Below are 14099 nucleotides of genomic sequence, written 5' to 3'. Positions count from 1 at the left end.
TACGATAGGCGCTGTGGTTCAGCAGCCAGAATAACGAACGTTGTCGGGGCTCGAGAAGATCACCCGCAGCGCCTCTTTCTGATCAGGCGTCAGCGAGGAAAACATCGCTGCAATCTGGGCTGCGAGGATCCGATCGTCAGCCTGAGCACCCTCTGGCAGTGCGATAACATACTGTGACGCTGACAAAGCAGCGGCACGGCGAAGCTTGGTTTCCGTGTCGGCATCAAGACCCAGCTTGTGAATAATGCGAGCGACATGAGCATGCCGCACCGGCTTGGCGCCTGTCTCGATCTGGCTGAGGTACGGGACACTCAGGTCAATCTCGCGCGCCAAGTCGGCCAGCTTCAGGGAGCGTTGTTTCCGCTCCTGACGTAACAAGTCGCCGAATTCGTGTGCAAACGGGTTGCTCAGCTGAATACTTCCGCGCGCCGGTCATCGGCATGTGCAGCAGGATCATATAGCGCCCAGCCATGGGAATGGCGGATCAGAGACGAGTTACAGCGTGTGCATTGGGTCCGATAATTCAGACCATCGTGACCCACCCTTTTCCGGTTAACGCGATGCCCAAAAAATTCACAAATAGTCAGCATAAACATAGAGCTGCCCCCTGGCCGTCATTGTCATGTCCAACGATAGTTGCCGTCCAAAGCCCCCTCGTCGCGCGCCACGTAGATTCGCGGATCACTGAGCGCCATGAAACAATTGCGTTACATTAAGGATGTGCGTGAAAAACGACCTGCAGGTGAGTGTCTCGAAACAGGTCAGCACCAGGGTTCCCGCCGTCCCGCCCAAGTCCTTGCCAGCCCCTCGCTGACGAGGATATCGCCGACCGATCGCCCATCGCGAGTGATGATCGCCAGCGTCCGCTTATAGCGATCCTTGCCCGTCCGCCGAATCTCGATATCGCCCGACGACAGAAGCCGCACTAGCCGATCGCGCGCGCGGACCGCGCGGCGACGCTCGTCCTGGCATCGGCCGTCGAGCTCAGGCGTGTCGATATCGGCGATGCGGATGCGCTCGCGGTCGATGACGATGCTGTCGCCATCGTGGACGCAGGTGAAGCGCTGGCCGGAGGTGGGGCAGACGGCAATGGAAAGCGCCGCAGCGAACAGGATCACTCTTTGGTCAGTCCCGCGTTGGCTTCATGGCAGGCGCGATCAGCAGCCGCCCGGGTGTCGTGGATTTCGTGGAGCTTGGCAGAGCCGGCGATGCTCGCGATGGTCCAACTATCGTTGTGCCGGATCGTCAGGGACTGATCGACAACCACGAACTGGCCTTCGATTTCTTCAACCACGAATTTCCGCTCAGGGGTCACCATCATCCATCTCCCGCTATCGGCCGGATTAACCCAGCCGAGGCACGCTCACATATTCATCGGACGGTTGGTCATCACCGCCCCAATGCCCCGCTACCTCGCCCAGCACCCGCTGGAACGCCTCGGCAAACTCGGCTGCGTTGTTGATCGGAAAGGCAACATAGGCGCCATCCAGCGCGCGTTGAATCGCCTCATCATCGACCGCGCGCAGTTGCTTCAGCAGTTCAGACACATCAGGCCTCCCAGGTCGGCGGATGGTTTCGCTTCTCAGCATCCAGCAACACCATGTTGTTGGCGATGATCTGGATATCCTTATGCTCCGCTCGCCGGAAAAGGCTCAGTTCATACGATACCCGCCAGCCGATACCATTTCTGTTGATCGCCGAGCGATGAACGAGCTGCATATCGAGGCGGACCTCGTCGCCGCCAGTGCATTCGAACTTATAGCCGAACCCTTCGCCCCTCGGATCGGCCCAATCGGTGACCACGTCAGGCTCCAGGCTGGCGATGTAATCACCGAGTGGGCTGTTCATGCCTTGCTCGCCATGCGCCGTGATCAGCTCTTCCAGGCGGGCGCGCACCTCATCAGCTGGCGGGATCGTCATCGGTACCATTTCCATCGTCTCACTCCTTGTTCCCCGTCATCATTGGTAGGAGGCCACCTTGCGTGTTGAGCGGCGCTTCCTTGCCGCTGCCCCATAATTTCCGGGTAGGTTCGACCTTGATCTCGCTGGCAGGAAACTGCCGGTCGAACTGCATAATGTCCGGTAACGGCGCATTAAGCCAGGTTTCCCACTCGCCGGGCCTCAGAATCACCGGGGATCGCTCGTGGATGGACGCCAGCCGCTCGTCGCTCTGCGTCATCACGCCCGTGTAGCAGGCGCCCCACTCGTCGCTGTCGCGCCAAAGGCCTGCCCAGGCGAACATCGGCGCCCCGTCGAGAGAGAGCCATGTCGTAGTCATCTCGCCGGCAGGGCCCACAGCTTCCGCCCATGCGGCGGTGGGGATCAGGCAGCGGTGCTCCGGCTTTTCGGCCCAGCGTCGCCAATAGCCGTCCAGCTTTTCGATCCGCGCATTGTTCGTCGGGCGGGGTTTCAGCGGCACGCCTGCTTTGGTGCGGACATAGGTCGGAAAGCCCCAGATCATCTGATCCATGACCCGGGCGCCCTGATCCAGCCGGACAACCCACGCCGGATCCTTGGGGTGGACGATCTCAGGGCCCTCGTTGAATTCGCGGAGCATCCGCGCATCGAATAGCGAGCGGATCGTGTCACGCTCGCCGGGTCTGTAGCGATTGCACATTGCGGGATGGTCCTGCGTTCCGGCCTCAATCTCGAGGTCAGGGAAATAACGCCGCCCGAGGCGACGGAGATCCGGCAAATCGACGCCAGCCGCGTAGCACCAATTATTGATGCAGCCCGTCAGCGCGGTCGTATCGAGGTAGCTAGCGCCATGCTCGAATTCAGAGGCCAGATGCTCGTACGCCAGGTGCTCCCAGAAATGGGCCGCCTGCCAAGGCTGAGCGATCCTCTGCCCCACCAGATAGGCCAGTGCAAAGCGATGCCCCCAGGTCCGCTCGACAATGCCCGCCTCCGCCCGGGCGGCGGCATCGATCACCACGCGCAGGGCCAGCCGGGTCAGGTCAGGAATCGGTCGGTTCGCCATCGCGCATGGACATTTACGCCAACGAGAACGAATTGAGAACATCCGTCACGTTTGAAAGGAACAAGCATGCCCGCTTCACCTGCCAGAATAGGCTTCGTCCTGAGCGAATATCGCCGCGCAACCGTTGAGAGTCCGCCGGTTTCGGCCCGGTACGGCAACCTCGCACGCAGCGATGAAAATCCTGTCGAAAGCTTCTTCGTGAATGTCGCCGATGCCCAGATCATGGCCCGCCAGCGGCACGACCTGCTGTCTGCCGATCGCCGCCGATTCGGCGTCACGGTGACCGGGCTGGATGAGGTGCTCGCCCTGCCCCTGTCAGGCCCGGTTGTGCCGAGCGCGCATTACGAGGACCGGCAGCGCGGCACGTCCCAGCCGAGCCTTGTGGCGGACGTCTCTATGGACTTCGCGACGCAGACCGCGAAAATGGTGGTGTGGGGGTAAGGCCATGGCGATCAGAAAACCGTTCTTCGTCGTTCCCGTGCCGCTGGAAGGCCTAAACGCCGGCAGCGCCGCCTTGGGCCAGCCGGTCCACAATCTCGCGCGGGAGGACGCTGTCGCGCTGACCTGGCGCAGCGAATTCGACGGCGCCCACTGGTGCACCGGCGAATTCGGCAGGGATCAGCCCATCGATTTCTGCGCCATGCTGGCCGCCAACGCCCAGCCGGGCACCACTATCAGATTGCGGCTGGGCGCCACGTCTGCGCAGGTCAGCGGGGCCGCGCCCTTCGATAGCGGCGCTCTGCCGTTCATCGATCCGGCGATCGTCCGTGATGACGGTCTCTATCACTCCCATCTGGAATTGCCCCAGCCGATCGAGGCGCGATGGTTCCGCATCGATATCGCCGGGCATGTCGGCCCGTTCGAAGCCTCGACGCTGGTGCTCGGCCGCCGGATCGAGCCCGGCCGGTTCTATGACCGGGATTTCCAGCGCGGTGTGGAGGATCTCGGCGCGGCCAAGTTCACGCAATGGGGCGTGCTCAACATCGAGCCTGGCGTGACCATCCGGACGGTCGATTTCACGCTCGCATGGCAGACCGAGACCGAGATCGTGGAGATGTTCGAGCCGATGGCGCGCCAGCTGGGCACGCGGGGCATGGTCTATCTATGCTTCGACCCTGAGCCCCACCCCTACCGGCAGGCAAAAACCTATTTCGGCGTGTTGAAAAAGCCGCCCTTTGCCAAGGGCCGGCCCAAGCCTGCGACCTTTGCGCAGGATTTCGCGATTCAATCCGTGATCTGACGGGATCCGCGTCGGCAGATAGTCCCCTGCCGATGTGGAGCGGGGCGGCATGGGCATGTGCCGCCCCGCGTCGATATCACAGCATAGGTTTGACGAAACAATGCCAGGACGATCGAAAGCCTAATCCCCCCTCGCGACAGCTTTCAATGTTGGTCGAACGTCGAGATGACGACAGCAACCACAGCTTCGATTCTCACTATGGCATCATGACCATCAGACGTTCTGCAGTCCAAGAGGTCGCCGTGCGCTTCGCTATATGAGGCCTGCGTGACCTTGATTGCATCGCCGCTGACCAGCTGCAGCGTGACTTCCCGGTTTTCGGCGGCAAGCGTAATTATCTTATCGCGTAACACGATATCTGACCCGTTCATGGCGCTCTCCAAAGCTGCTGCGCGAGCCTATCAGTTCCCGAGCGGGAGTCACCCGGCCATCCGCCTAACGCTTGTGCTATTCCACATACTGTCCCAGCTTTCAGCCGAGCGCCATGTTCCGGGCCCTGTTGTCCCAGCCGATGCCGATGGCACGCCAGCTCATAAGCCAGCGCCACTTCGTTGTCCGCATGCGACGAGAGTTCTTTACTCTCTCGGAAGATCCAGCACGCCTGCCCCGTTCATAAGCATGCAGCGACAAAAAGACGGGGCAGTTCTCATTTCAACCAACAACTCGGGGGAAAGATATGTTGCTAATCTGCCTTGAAACACACGAACCCCACAGTTCAGCGTGAGTCGCGGCGCTGTTTGCAATGAACCTGTGGAAATGGGGGAAATCTTTCTCTTGCAAGTGCAGCCTGAACGACCACCATTAACCAAGCAGGAGCGAAGAAGGGGGCCGGGCGGCAACCCAGCCCCCTTCAGATCGAATGCAACACGACGAGGTCGCGCAGATATCGATGCTTTTGGAAGCGATGACGGTCTCGTCATTTGCCTCATCGCCGTCAAGCGACCTCACACCCAAACTACGGCGGGCCGATGGGCTTTCGCCACGATGTGAGTAAAATAACATGGCAGATCATCAGATCACTCGAACGCGCAAGGACGGTCCCGATGCTGATCGTCGCATCGATGCATGCGAGGTTGGCGGACACATCTACGGCACTGACGACATAATCTCATTCATCGAGAACAGGACGCACACATTCTTCACTAATTACGGTCGTCGGGCGGACGTTTATGTGAGAGTGCGAAACAACCGTAAGTACCTCACAACGAGTGCGGACGGCTACGGGCAGAACAATCTGCTGCTGCTGCCTGATTGCTAAAAGTTGAATGCCTGGCCCGTTGCGAGGCCAGGCATTCATCACCGGGTGAGCTATTTCACCTTGAGCCAGCTAGCGTTCCTGTGGCGCCGATAGACTGCCTGCGTATCCTTTAGCATCAGCCCTTCCCCACCCGCCGACCAGACACGCCGCGCCTCCCGCTCCACGTCGTCACCATCGCCCAGCCAGACGTCATCGACCAGCCGCACCGGCGACGCTTCCCCATCCGCACCACGGCTGCCTGGGCGCCATTCCCACGATAGGGAGGGATCAGCATCAGCCTGCCTGATCAGATCGACCAGCATCGCCTTGCGCGCCGTGAGGGGGGCATCCCCGCCCCCGCTGCGCCAGTCTGCCAGCGGCAGGCAGTCGAAGGCATGGAACACCCCCTTGTCGCCTCCCATGCGCCAGCCAGCCTCGCACCAGCGCTTCGTGGCGTCCAAGGTCCCATCGACCTGCAATTCCCCATCGATGAACAGCGGCTGCCCTGCGATCCGCTCAAGCTGCGCCAGACGGTGGACGATGTGCGCCACCCCTTCGATGCGCCGGCCGTTGCGGGTGTAGAGCCGTGGCGTGCCGTCATGGCCGCGCAGGTAGAGCGCGCGCCACCCATCGATCTTTTCTTCAGCCATCGTGCCGAACGGCGGCACTGAGCCGCGCCAATCGGTCGCAAGCTGGCAAAGCCGCCCGGTCATTGCTCCGCGCCCCACGGGGCCAGCCCAGCCGCCACAGCGGCACATGCATAGGCGATAGAAACAGGCGCGCCCTCCACCTCGTACTTGGCCACGCTGTTGCGGCTAAGGCCCAGCCGGGCGGCCACCTGGGCCTTATTGAGCCCCACCTGCCCCATCCACCCTCTGAACTGATCACCAGTCATTGAACAGCAACCCTTCCGATGATATTTGGGAGGGAGTGACCGGCCCCTTTCGAGACCGGCCACCCCTTCTACCGTCGCTGGGTTATGGAAATGACCAGTGCTGCTACACTGACCATCAACCCAGTGACGGACAGAAGAGCGAAGAAGAGGTCGAGGTTCGACATTGCTTCGTTCTCCCTTGCCGTGAGGAAGCGGGATTGCCTCCCCCTCTGGCCCTCCCATTATGCTCAAATTTGAGCACTTATCAAGAATAATTGGAAGTATTACGCAAATAAATCGCGGGTCCTACCTGCGCGTTTTGTGAACGATAAGCGCATAGGGACCGCTTTTTATTTTCCACGAAGACCACTTCAATCAACTGACAGTTTTAAGTTTATGTTTGTACGGTGTTGCTAAGATCTCGCGCCCAGCTTTTTGATGAACGGGTCCATAGCTGTGCGTGTTTCGTAATATTCCGCAGCGATCGCCTGCATCTGGGGGTGGCAGGGGATTAAATGTCGCATCATCATCCCAGCCTCATGCCGGTCGATGCCGATTTCGCGTGCCTTCGCATAGCCCGCCCTCAGAACGGTCGTTTGCCTCTGAGATGCTTGGGTGTAGCCGGCTAGATGGGATGACATGCTCAGCACCACGCTGATGTTATCGAAGGAAGGCGGATAGGCTAAATCCCCAATATCGAGCCGATCATCTGGTATGAACAACGACACAGGTACGCCTGCGTCCAGCGAAGACGGGGGCGGGCTGATATCTATCAGTTGCCCATCTGGCCGCTCCCAGACGGCATGGTGCTGGGCTTGGACGACCTTTCCCATGGCATCAAGTAACCGCCAACCGGTTCTCAGCGATCCGCCATTTGTTGCGACATGTTTGCGAACCTCCCAATAACACTGCTCGGGCATACCTATGGGCGTGATCGGCACTTCAAGCGCCTCTCCTGCCCCCACAGCTTTTGTAATGCGGCGCAGAGCCTTCGCGTGGGATTTCTGCAGCAATCGAAACCCTAAGATCATATTGAACACCTCCCCTGTGTTGGCCCTGCCAATCTATTCACACCCAACCCCGTCGCCATCCCGGTCCAGCTTGGGCGCATAGCCAGGATCACCGCGCATCACCGGAGCAGCACCGGCTGCCCGGGCTTCTGAACAGTTCCGGTAATACACTGAAAACGATTGCTGGCGGGCCGGCGGTTCGTATGCAGGTTCGGGTGGGGGTATGTAGAGCGGCTGGGGTGACGGGATATCGGTCTGCATTGCTGCAGCCGTTTCGATGACATCAATTGCGGGAGGATCGTAGGTGGCGGCAGCCACCGCCGCCTCCACAGCATCGCTCTCCGATGTATCCTCCACGCTGCCTCGGCCAGCGATGAACCCGATCGCCAACAGCGCCACGATGCCGATGCACCCGGCATTCCCCTTTTTCTCTGCCATCCCCATCCCCCGACTCGATTTTACGGGATGTTACACGGCAGAACCTTTTTGACGATTGCTACAGATCAATTAGCCGGCGGCCTGATAATCACCAGCCCATGATCCTGTTGATCTCCGCTTCATTGATGAAACCGCCCTCGGCGCGCCGACGGGCCAATTTCACCAGGCTGTCCCAGAACAGCCCGAAGGCACGCCTCCGCTGATCATTCCATCCAAGCCGCTTTGCCCGTCTGAAATGTGCATGGTACGCCCGCCGGGCACGCGATCGGGGCGGCACCAATGCCTGCCAGTGCTCACCGCACAGATATTGATCATTTGCCAGCCTGCCATCGCTCGCGGCTGTTGTCCGACAGCAGCCCGCGATCGCGCACGGGTTCCTCTTCTCGTGCTTGCGGCAGCGAGCGTACCACCCCCTGATCCAGATGTAGGCAGGGGCGCCGCAGCAGTTACAGAGCCGGTCATGTTCAATCATCTGGACGCCCATTTTCTTGGGTGAGTTTTGGGTGAAATTCACTCAAAAAGCAGTTCTGTTCCCGGCCCGTTCCGTTCTTATGCGATGCTGGAATGGCGGAAAACTGCCATTCTTATCCCGAAAATGACGGAACCCCTGCGTTGACATCGTAGGGGTCGCAAGTTCAATCCTTGCTACGCCCACCATTCGCGGGACAGAAAAACCCCGGTAAGCCGCTGGCTTGCCGGGGTTTTCTTTGCCCTGAACCCGCGCCGCGGGCGGCGGATCGTGCCGCAAACACGGTCGCGAGGTCGAATTCGTGACTTTTTCACACAGGCTTTCTTGCGAACCCCTCGCGCGCTCCGTAAGACCGCCGCATTCCCGCAAGACAGCTATACAGGATTGCCCAATGGAGAAGATCAAGGTCGTCAACCCCGTCGTGGAAATCGACGGCGACGAGATGACGAAAATCATCTGGCAGTGGATTCGCGAAAGGCTGATCCTGCCCTATCTCGACGTCGAGCTGAAATATTACGATCTCTCCGTCGAAAAGCGCGACGAGACCGACGATCAGATCACCATCGATGCCGCCAATGCCATCAAGCAATATGGCGTGGGCGTGAAGTGCGCGACCATCACCCCCGATGAAGCGCGCGTCGAAGAATTCAGCCTGAAGCAGATGTGGAAGAGCCCGAACGGCACGATCCGCAACATTCTGGGCGGCACGATCTTCCGCGAACCGATCGTGATTTCCAACGTGCCCCGCCTGGTGCCGGGCTGGACCGACCCGATCGTGGTCGGCCGTCACGCGTTCGGCGATCAGTATCGCGCGACCGATTTCCTCGTCCCCGGGCCGGGCAAGCTGCGCCTGGTGTTCGAAGGCGCCGACGGCCAGGTGATCGACCGCGAGGTTTATCAGTTCCAGGCATCGGGCGTGGCGATGTCGATGTACAACCTCGACGAATCGATCCGCGATTTCGCCCGCGCCAGCTTCAATTACGGTCTCGACCGCAATTGGCCGGTGTATCTGTCGACCAAGAACACGATCATCAAGGCCTATGACGGGCGCTTCAAGGATCTGTTCCAGCATGTGTTCGACAGCGAAGGCTTCAAGGAAAAGTTTGCCGAAGCCGGCATCAGCTACGAACATCGCCTGATCGACGACATGGTCGCGTCCGCCCTGAAGTGGAACGGCAAGTTCGTCTGGGCCTGCAAGAACTATGACGGCGACGTGCAGTCGGACGTTGTGGCGCAGGGCTTCGGTTCGCTGGGCCTGATGACATCCGTGCTGATGACCCCAGATGGCAAGACCGTGGAAGCGGAAGCCGCGCATGGCACGGTGACCCGTCACTATCGCCAGCACCAGCAGGGCAAGTCGACCAGCACCAACCCGATCGCCAGCATCTTCGCCTGGACGCGCGGGCTGATCTATCGCGGCCGGTTCGACAACACGCCCGACGTGATCCGCTTCGCCGAAACGCTGGAAAAGGTCTGCATCGAAACCGTCGAAAGCGGCAAGATGACCAAGGATCTGGCGCTGCTGATCGGCCCCGACCAGAGCTGGATGACGACCGAGCAGTTCTTCGAAGCGATTGTCGAAAACCTCGAAAAGGAAATGGCCAGCTGGGCGTAAGCCCCGATGGCCGGAAAGGCGCGCCCCAAGTCATGACCAAGGCGCGCCTTGAGGTACGGCAGGCCAAGCCGGGCGATGTCGCCGCGATCGCGGCGCTCGTCCGGCGAGCCTATGACGACCTGCCGCCCTATACCCGCAGCGAATTGCGCGGGCAGCTGAACAATTACGGCGAAGGCTGTTTCCTGGCCGTGCTGGATGGCAAGGTCGTTGGCTATTGCGCGTCGATGCGGCTGCGCGGAGAGCTGGCGCTGGCCCAGCACAGCTGGGATTCGATCACCGGCAATGGTTATGGCAGCCGGCATGATCCCGCTGGCGACTGGCTGTATGGCTATGAATTGTGTGTCGATCCCAAGGTGCGCGGCACCAGGATCGGGCGGCGGCTGTATGAAGAACGCCGCGCCCTGGCCGAACGGCTGGAACTGAAAGGCATCGTCTTCGGCGGGCGGATGCCCAATCTGGCGCGTGTATGGCGCCGGGTGGACGGGCCGCAGGATTATCTCGACCGCGTGGTGGCGGGCAAGCTGCACGACCCGGTGCTGCGGTTCCAGCTGGCCAATGGTTTCGAGCCGATCGGCATTCTGGAAAACTACCTGCCCGAAGACCGCCAGTCGCGCGCCTTTGCCGTGCAGATGGTGTGGCGCAACCCCTTCGTCGATCAGGAAGACAGCACCAAACCGCGCGTGCCGCGCGGGGTGGAAAGCGTGCGCATCGCCACCTGCCAGTTGCAGGCCCGGGCGGTGAAGGATTACGCCGAGTTCATCCGCCAGATCGAATATTTCGTGGACGTGGCCGCCGATTACGAGGCGGATTTCATCCTGTTCCCCGAGTTGTTCACCCTCTCCCTGCTGAGCGCCGAGCCGGAAGAGCTGTCTTCCAAGCAGTCGATCGAGGCGCTGAGCCGCTATACGCCCAAGATTCGCAAGGCGCTGTCCGACATGGCGCTGAATTACAACATCAACATCATCGGCGGTTCGCACCCCACCCGCATGCCCGATGGCGACATTCACAATGTCGCCTATGTCTGCCTGCGCGACGGATCGATCCACGAGCAGGAAAAGATCCACCCCACCCCCAACGAAGCCTATTGGTGGAACATCAAGGGCGGCGATTCGATCGACGTGATCCAGACCGATTGCGGCCCGATCGGGGTGCTGATCTGCTATGACAGCGAGTTCCCCGAACTGGCCCGCCGGCTGGTGGATGAAGGGGCACGGATCATCTTCGTGCCGTTCTGCACCGACAGCCGCCAGGGTTACATGCGCGTGCGCTATTGCGCGCAGGCCCGCGCAATCGAGAACCAGTGCTTCGTGGTGATGAGCGGCAATGTCGGCAATCTGCCCAATGTCGCCAACATGGATATTCAATATGCGCAGAGCTGCATCCTGACGCCGTGCGATTTCCCGTTTGCCCGCGACGGCATCGCCGCCGAAGCGAGCGAGAATGTGGAAACGCTGACCATCAGCGACGTCAATCTGGCCGATATCGCCTGGGCCCGCGCCGAAGGTACGGTGAAGAATCTGGCCGACCGGCGGTTTGACCTCTATCGAATTGAATGGGATGAAGCCTCCAAAGGGGGCGGAGAGCACACCGGCGCGCCGCCGACGACACGCAGCGGCCCGGGCGGCGGCTGACACAGGGGATTGATCAAGGCGCATGCACGGCGAAACATTGTCTCCCCTGCTGTCGGATGCGCTGGTCATCCTTGGTGCGGCAGGGATCGTTATCCCGGTATTCGCCCGTTTCCGCATTACCCCCGTCATCGGCTTCATCCTGGTGGGGCTGCTGGTCGGCCCCTATGGGCTGGGGGGCATGGTCTATCAGCATGAATGGCTGTTCTATGTGACCATCACCGATCCCGAACGGCTGGCTCCCTTCGCCGAATTCGGCATCGTGCTGCTGCTGTTCGTGATCGGGCTGGAGCTGAGTTTCAACCGATTGTGGGCGATGCGGCGGCTGGTGTTCGGCCTGGGCGCGCTGGAACTGATGATCATTGCCGGGCTGCTGGCGGCCGTGCTTTCCATGATGGGGCAGTTCTGGACCGGGGCGCTGGGCCTGGGGCTGGCGCTGGCGCTGTCTTCCACCGCGCTGGTGCTGCCGATTGCCGGTACGCAGACGGCAGTGGGCAAGGCGGCGCTGTCCATGCTGCTGTTCGAGGATATCGCGCTGGTGCCGATCATCTTCATCCTGGGGGCGATGGCCCCCTTCGCCCAGAGCGAAGGGATGGAGGGCCTGCTCGATACCGTGCTGCTAGGCGTGCTGGTGATCGCGCTGATGATGGTGATCGGGCGACTGGCCCTGCCCCGGCTGTTCGCCCAGGCGGCGCGCACGAAAAGCCCCGAACTGTTTCTGGCCGCATCGCTGCTGGTGGTGATCGGTGCCAGCCTGGCGACCGCGCTGGCCGGACTTTCCCCCATTGTCGGCGCGCTGATCGCCGGACTGCTGATCGCGGAAACCGAATATCATTCCGAGGTCGAGGGGATCATCGAACCCTTCAAGGGGCTGGCGCTGGGCGTGTTCCTGATCACGGTCGGCATGGGTATCGATCTGAAGGCGATCTGGGCCAATCTGGGCATGATCACGCTGGCGGTGGTGGGCGTGGTGACGCTGAAGGCCGTGGTCACCACCGTGCTGCTGCGAATGATGGGCACGCGCCGCAGCACGGCGATCGAGACCGGAATCCTGATGGCGAGCCCGTCCGAGACGACGCTGATCGTGCTGACCACGGCGACCACGGCACTGCTGATCCAGCCCGGCACGGCGCAGTTCTGGCAGATCGTGACCGCCATCGGGCTGACCATCACCCCGCTGCTTGCCATGCTGGGGCGCCAGATCGCCGCGCGGGTAGAGCCGGCCGGCATGACCGCGCAGCACCAGCCAGACGACAGCGACCAGGGGCGCGTGATCATCGTGGGTTGCGGCCGTGTCGGGCGGCTGGTGGCAGAGATGCTGACGCGGCATGGCAAGGCCTATGTCGCGGTGGACAGCGATTCCGAGCTGGTCGAGGGCTGCCGGCGCGACGGCATTCGCGCGGTGTTCGGCAATGCGGCGCGCGCCGACACGTTCGACCGGCTGGATGTGCGCCATGCCCCGGCGGTGATCCTGACCATGGATGAGCCGGTGCTGGCCCAGCGGCTGACCCGCCGCCTGCGCGCGCAATATCCCGATGTCGCGATTATCGCCCGCGCCCGCGACGCGGTGCATGCAGCCGAACTCTACAAGGCCGGGGCCAGCACGGCGGTGCCCGAGACGCTGGAAAGTTCGCTGCAATTGTCCGAAGCGGTGCTGGCCGATCTGGGCGTGGCGATGGGGCCGGTGATCGCATCGATCCATGAACGGCGCGACCAGTTCCGGGAACAGATTCGCGAGGACGCCGGACTGGCCACCAAGCCGCAATTGCGGACCAGTACCTTTGCCGATTGAGCGGCTGGCTGAAGAACGGAACCAGGCAATGGGGAACGGCCCCACGCCATCGGACGTTGGCCAGGTGGAAAGGATGACCCCATGACCGATATCACCGATGCTGAAAAAGCGGCCGAAGAGCGCCGCAAGCCGCAGAACCAGACCGCCGAAACCAAGGGCGCGGTCAAGAGCGAGGGCATGACCGACCGCGAGATGCCGGAGAAAGATCTGGCGCGTGGCAGCGAGCCCCAGACGCGCGGCGCCAGTCGCGGGCGTTGAGGCTGACAGAGCCGGCACAAAGGGCGCCGTTCCGGGGGGAATGGCGCCCTTTTTCGTGTGCTGCCATTCGCAAATCCAGCGATAGCGGAGCTTATGCGCCAATTCGGAAGGGATGTTCTGAATTGCGGCGGATGAAATCCTCTACGTCGCGTAACCGTTCTGGCATAGCCTCGACATCTCGCCATCTCGTATGATTGATGAAGCGAAATCCTGCATTCCAGAGCGCCTGGACTTTGGCCCATTGCTCAACATCTGATTTTCGAGGCACCTTGAATGCACGCCCCATCCAATGAAGATCGGCCTTGCATTCAGGGCAGATGGCACTTGCTTCCTCAGCCAGCTTCCAAGACTTTCGGCATTCGAAGCAAGCATGTGGCCAGAGGCATGCCGGACCGCGATGCAGAAGTGGCACATGCGGCTGATGGACGACCCGGTTTCCAGACGCCCGCCGCAATTCCATGCGCTCAGATTTGGACAGATCGGCCATTTGTCAATTTTGCACTATACATTGACCGTCGGCAATATCGGCCCCCGCTGCGCGACCAAAGAACTTCACGG

At 61.2% G+C, this 14099-nt stretch carries 18 protein-coding genes; 7 read left to right on the top strand and 11 right to left on the bottom strand.

What is annotated here, in order from left to right:
- Positions 1 to 18: 18 nt before the first annotated feature.
- The 6 genes from GRI97_RS08030 to GRI97_RS08005 all read right to left on the bottom strand — a co-directional run bounded on the left by GRI97_RS08030 (position 19) and on the right by GRI97_RS08005 (position 2980).
- Positions 19 to 378, bottom strand: coding sequence for a helix-turn-helix domain-containing protein (locus GRI97_RS08030; protein WP_161390521.1), 360 nt, complete (start codon positions 376 to 378; stop codon positions 19 to 21).
- A gap of 383 nt (positions 379 to 761) precedes the next feature.
- Positions 762 to 1118, bottom strand: a complete 357-nt coding sequence (locus GRI97_RS08025; RefSeq protein ID WP_328598515.1) for a thermonuclease family protein — start codon at positions 1116 to 1118, stop codon at positions 762 to 764.
- Complete coding sequence (locus GRI97_RS08020; RefSeq protein WP_161390520.1) at positions 1115 to 1321, bottom strand: hypothetical protein; 207 nt, start codon at positions 1319 to 1321, stop codon at positions 1115 to 1117. Before GRI97_RS08020 ends, GRI97_RS08025 begins: the two co-directional genes overlap by 4 nt.
- A gap of 22 nt (positions 1322 to 1343) precedes the next feature.
- Entirely contained in the window at positions 1344 to 1547 is a 204-nt protein-coding gene (locus GRI97_RS08015; RefSeq protein ID WP_161390519.1) for a hypothetical protein, read from the bottom strand.
- A 1-nt stretch (position 1548) separates the two neighbouring features.
- Positions 1549 to 1935 carry a hypothetical protein gene (locus GRI97_RS08010; RefSeq protein ID WP_161390518.1) on the bottom strand — a complete coding sequence of 129 codons (387 nt, stop codon included), beginning with the start codon at positions 1933 to 1935 and terminating at the stop codon, positions 1549 to 1551.
- Between the two features lie 4 nt (positions 1936 to 1939).
- A complete protein-coding gene (locus GRI97_RS08005; protein WP_235917647.1) occupies positions 1940 to 2980 on the bottom strand; it encodes an SOS response-associated peptidase in 1041 nt (346 codons plus the stop codon).
- Between the two features lie 66 nt (positions 2981 to 3046).
- Between GRI97_RS08005 and GRI97_RS08000 the strand changes: the two genes are divergently transcribed.
- Both GRI97_RS08000 and GRI97_RS07995 read left to right on the top strand, forming a co-directional pair.
- Complete coding sequence (locus tag GRI97_RS08000; RefSeq protein WP_161390517.1) at positions 3047 to 3421, top strand: hypothetical protein; 375 nt, start codon at positions 3047 to 3049, stop codon at positions 3419 to 3421.
- A gap of 4 nt (positions 3422 to 3425) precedes the next feature.
- Positions 3426 to 4220 carry a hypothetical protein gene (locus tag GRI97_RS07995; protein WP_161390516.1) on the top strand — a complete coding sequence of 265 codons (795 nt, stop codon included), beginning with the start codon at positions 3426 to 3428 and terminating at the stop codon, positions 4218 to 4220.
- A 143-nt stretch (positions 4221 to 4363) separates the two neighbouring features.
- On the opposite strand, the gene GRI97_RS07990 is transcribed toward GRI97_RS07995, so the two are convergent.
- Positions 4364 to 4591 (bottom strand): hypothetical protein, encoded by a 228-nt coding sequence (locus GRI97_RS07990; protein WP_161390515.1) that lies wholly within the window; start codon positions 4589 to 4591, stop codon positions 4364 to 4366.
- A gap of 629 nt (positions 4592 to 5220) precedes the next feature.
- On the opposite strand from GRI97_RS07990, the gene GRI97_RS18965 reads away from it, so the two are divergent.
- Positions 5221 to 5478, top strand: a complete 258-nt coding sequence (locus GRI97_RS18965) for a DUF3892 domain-containing protein (RefSeq protein WP_161390514.1) — start codon at positions 5221 to 5223, stop codon at positions 5476 to 5478.
- 50 nt (positions 5479 to 5528) lie between these two features.
- Here the strand turns inward: GRI97_RS18965 and GRI97_RS07980 are convergent, their stop codons facing one another.
- From GRI97_RS07980 to GRI97_RS07970, 3 genes are all read right to left on the bottom strand, one after another.
- On the bottom strand, positions 5529 to 6170 hold the full coding sequence (locus tag GRI97_RS07980; protein ID WP_161390513.1) for an ATP-dependent DNA ligase: 642 nt from the start codon (positions 6168 to 6170) through the stop codon (positions 5529 to 5531).
- Positions 6171 to 6744: 574 nt separating this feature from the next.
- Entirely contained in the window at positions 6745 to 7362 is a 618-nt protein-coding gene (locus tag GRI97_RS07975; protein ID WP_161390512.1) for a hypothetical protein, read from the bottom strand.
- Positions 7363 to 7395: 33 nt separating this feature from the next.
- The gene (locus GRI97_RS07970; protein ID WP_235917646.1) at positions 7396 to 7779 is read right to left on the bottom strand and encodes an excalibur calcium-binding domain-containing protein; all 384 of its coding nucleotides are present in this window, start codon (positions 7777 to 7779) and stop codon (positions 7396 to 7398) included.
- 860 nt (positions 7780 to 8639) lie between these two features.
- Between GRI97_RS07970 and GRI97_RS07965 the strand changes: the two genes are divergently transcribed.
- From GRI97_RS07965 to GRI97_RS07950, 4 genes are all read left to right on the top strand, one after another.
- Positions 8640 to 9863 carry an NADP-dependent isocitrate dehydrogenase gene (locus GRI97_RS07965; RefSeq protein ID WP_161390510.1) on the top strand — a complete coding sequence of 408 codons (1224 nt, stop codon included), beginning with the start codon at positions 8640 to 8642 and terminating at the stop codon, positions 9861 to 9863.
- A 32-nt stretch (positions 9864 to 9895) separates the two neighbouring features.
- Positions 9896 to 11494 (top strand): bifunctional GNAT family N-acetyltransferase/carbon-nitrogen hydrolase family protein, encoded by a 1599-nt coding sequence (locus GRI97_RS07960; RefSeq protein ID WP_161390509.1) that lies wholly within the window; start codon positions 9896 to 9898, stop codon positions 11492 to 11494.
- Positions 11495 to 11516: 22 nt separating this feature from the next.
- Positions 11517 to 13283, top strand: a complete 1767-nt coding sequence (locus GRI97_RS07955; protein ID WP_161390508.1) for a cation:proton antiporter domain-containing protein — start codon at positions 11517 to 11519, stop codon at positions 13281 to 13283.
- Positions 13284 to 13364: 81 nt separating this feature from the next.
- On the top strand, positions 13365 to 13541 hold the full coding sequence (locus GRI97_RS07950) for a hypothetical protein (protein ID WP_161390507.1): 177 nt from the start codon (positions 13365 to 13367) through the stop codon (positions 13539 to 13541).
- Positions 13542 to 13632: 91 nt separating this feature from the next.
- Here the strand turns inward: GRI97_RS07950 and GRI97_RS07945 are convergent, their stop codons facing one another.
- Positions 13633 to 14028, bottom strand: a complete 396-nt coding sequence (locus GRI97_RS07945; RefSeq protein WP_161390506.1) for a hypothetical protein — start codon at positions 14026 to 14028, stop codon at positions 13633 to 13635.
- Positions 14029 to 14099: the final 71 nt, after the last annotated feature.

Origin of the sequence: Croceibacterium xixiisoli, assembly GCF_009827305.1 — a bacterium.
GTDB classification, from domain to species: Bacteria; Pseudomonadota; Alphaproteobacteria; order Sphingomonadales; family Sphingomonadaceae; genus Croceibacterium_C; species Croceibacterium_C xixiisoli.
The sequence above is the reverse complement of the archived record's forward strand: the minus strand, read 5'-3'. Positions and strand labels throughout refer to the sequence as shown.

Bases quoted from the DNA above. Each gene is read 5' to 3' on its own strand.
- GRI97_RS08020 (WP_161390520.1), bottom strand. From the start codon at position 1,321: ATGATGGTGACCCCTGAGCGGAAATTCGTGGTTGAAGAAATCGAAGGC.
- GRI97_RS08010 (WP_161390518.1), bottom strand. From the start codon at position 1,935: ATGGAAATGGTACCGATGACGATCCCGCCAGCTGATGAGGTGCGCGCC.
- GRI97_RS08005 (WP_235917647.1), bottom strand. From the start codon at position 2,980: ATGGCGAACCGACCGATTCCTGACCTGACCCGGCTGGCCCTGCGCGTG.
- GRI97_RS08000 (WP_161390517.1), top strand. From the start codon at position 3,047: ATGCCCGCTTCACCTGCCAGAATAGGCTTCGTCCTGAGCGAATATCGC.
- GRI97_RS07995 (WP_161390516.1), top strand. From the start codon at position 3,426: ATGGCGATCAGAAAACCGTTCTTCGTCGTTCCCGTGCCGCTGGAAGGC.
- GRI97_RS07990 (WP_161390515.1), bottom strand. From the start codon at position 4,591: ATGAACGGGTCAGATATCGTGTTACGCGATAAGATAATTACGCTTGCC.
- GRI97_RS18965 (WP_161390514.1), top strand. From the start codon at position 5,221: ATGGCAGATCATCAGATCACTCGAACGCGCAAGGACGGTCCCGATGCT.
- GRI97_RS07980 (WP_161390513.1), bottom strand. From the start codon at position 6,170: ATGACCGGGCGGCTTTGCCAGCTTGCGACCGATTGGCGCGGCTCAGTG.
- GRI97_RS07975 (WP_161390512.1), bottom strand. From the start codon at position 7,362: ATGATCTTAGGGTTTCGATTGCTGCAGAAATCCCACGCGAAGGCTCTG.
- GRI97_RS07970 (WP_235917646.1), bottom strand. From the start codon at position 7,779: ATGGCAGAGAAAAAGGGGAATGCCGGGTGCATCGGCATCGTGGCGCTG.
- GRI97_RS07965 (WP_161390510.1), top strand. From the start codon at position 8,640: ATGGAGAAGATCAAGGTCGTCAACCCCGTCGTGGAAATCGACGGCGAC.
- GRI97_RS07960 (WP_161390509.1), top strand. From the start codon at position 9,896: ATGACCAAGGCGCGCCTTGAGGTACGGCAGGCCAAGCCGGGCGATGTC.
- GRI97_RS07955 (WP_161390508.1), top strand. From the start codon at position 11,517: ATGCACGGCGAAACATTGTCTCCCCTGCTGTCGGATGCGCTGGTCATC.
- GRI97_RS07950 (WP_161390507.1), top strand. From the start codon at position 13,365: ATGACCGATATCACCGATGCTGAAAAAGCGGCCGAAGAGCGCCGCAAG.
- GRI97_RS07945 (WP_161390506.1), bottom strand. From the start codon at position 14,028: ATGGCCGATCTGTCCAAATCTGAGCGCATGGAATTGCGGCGGGCGTCT.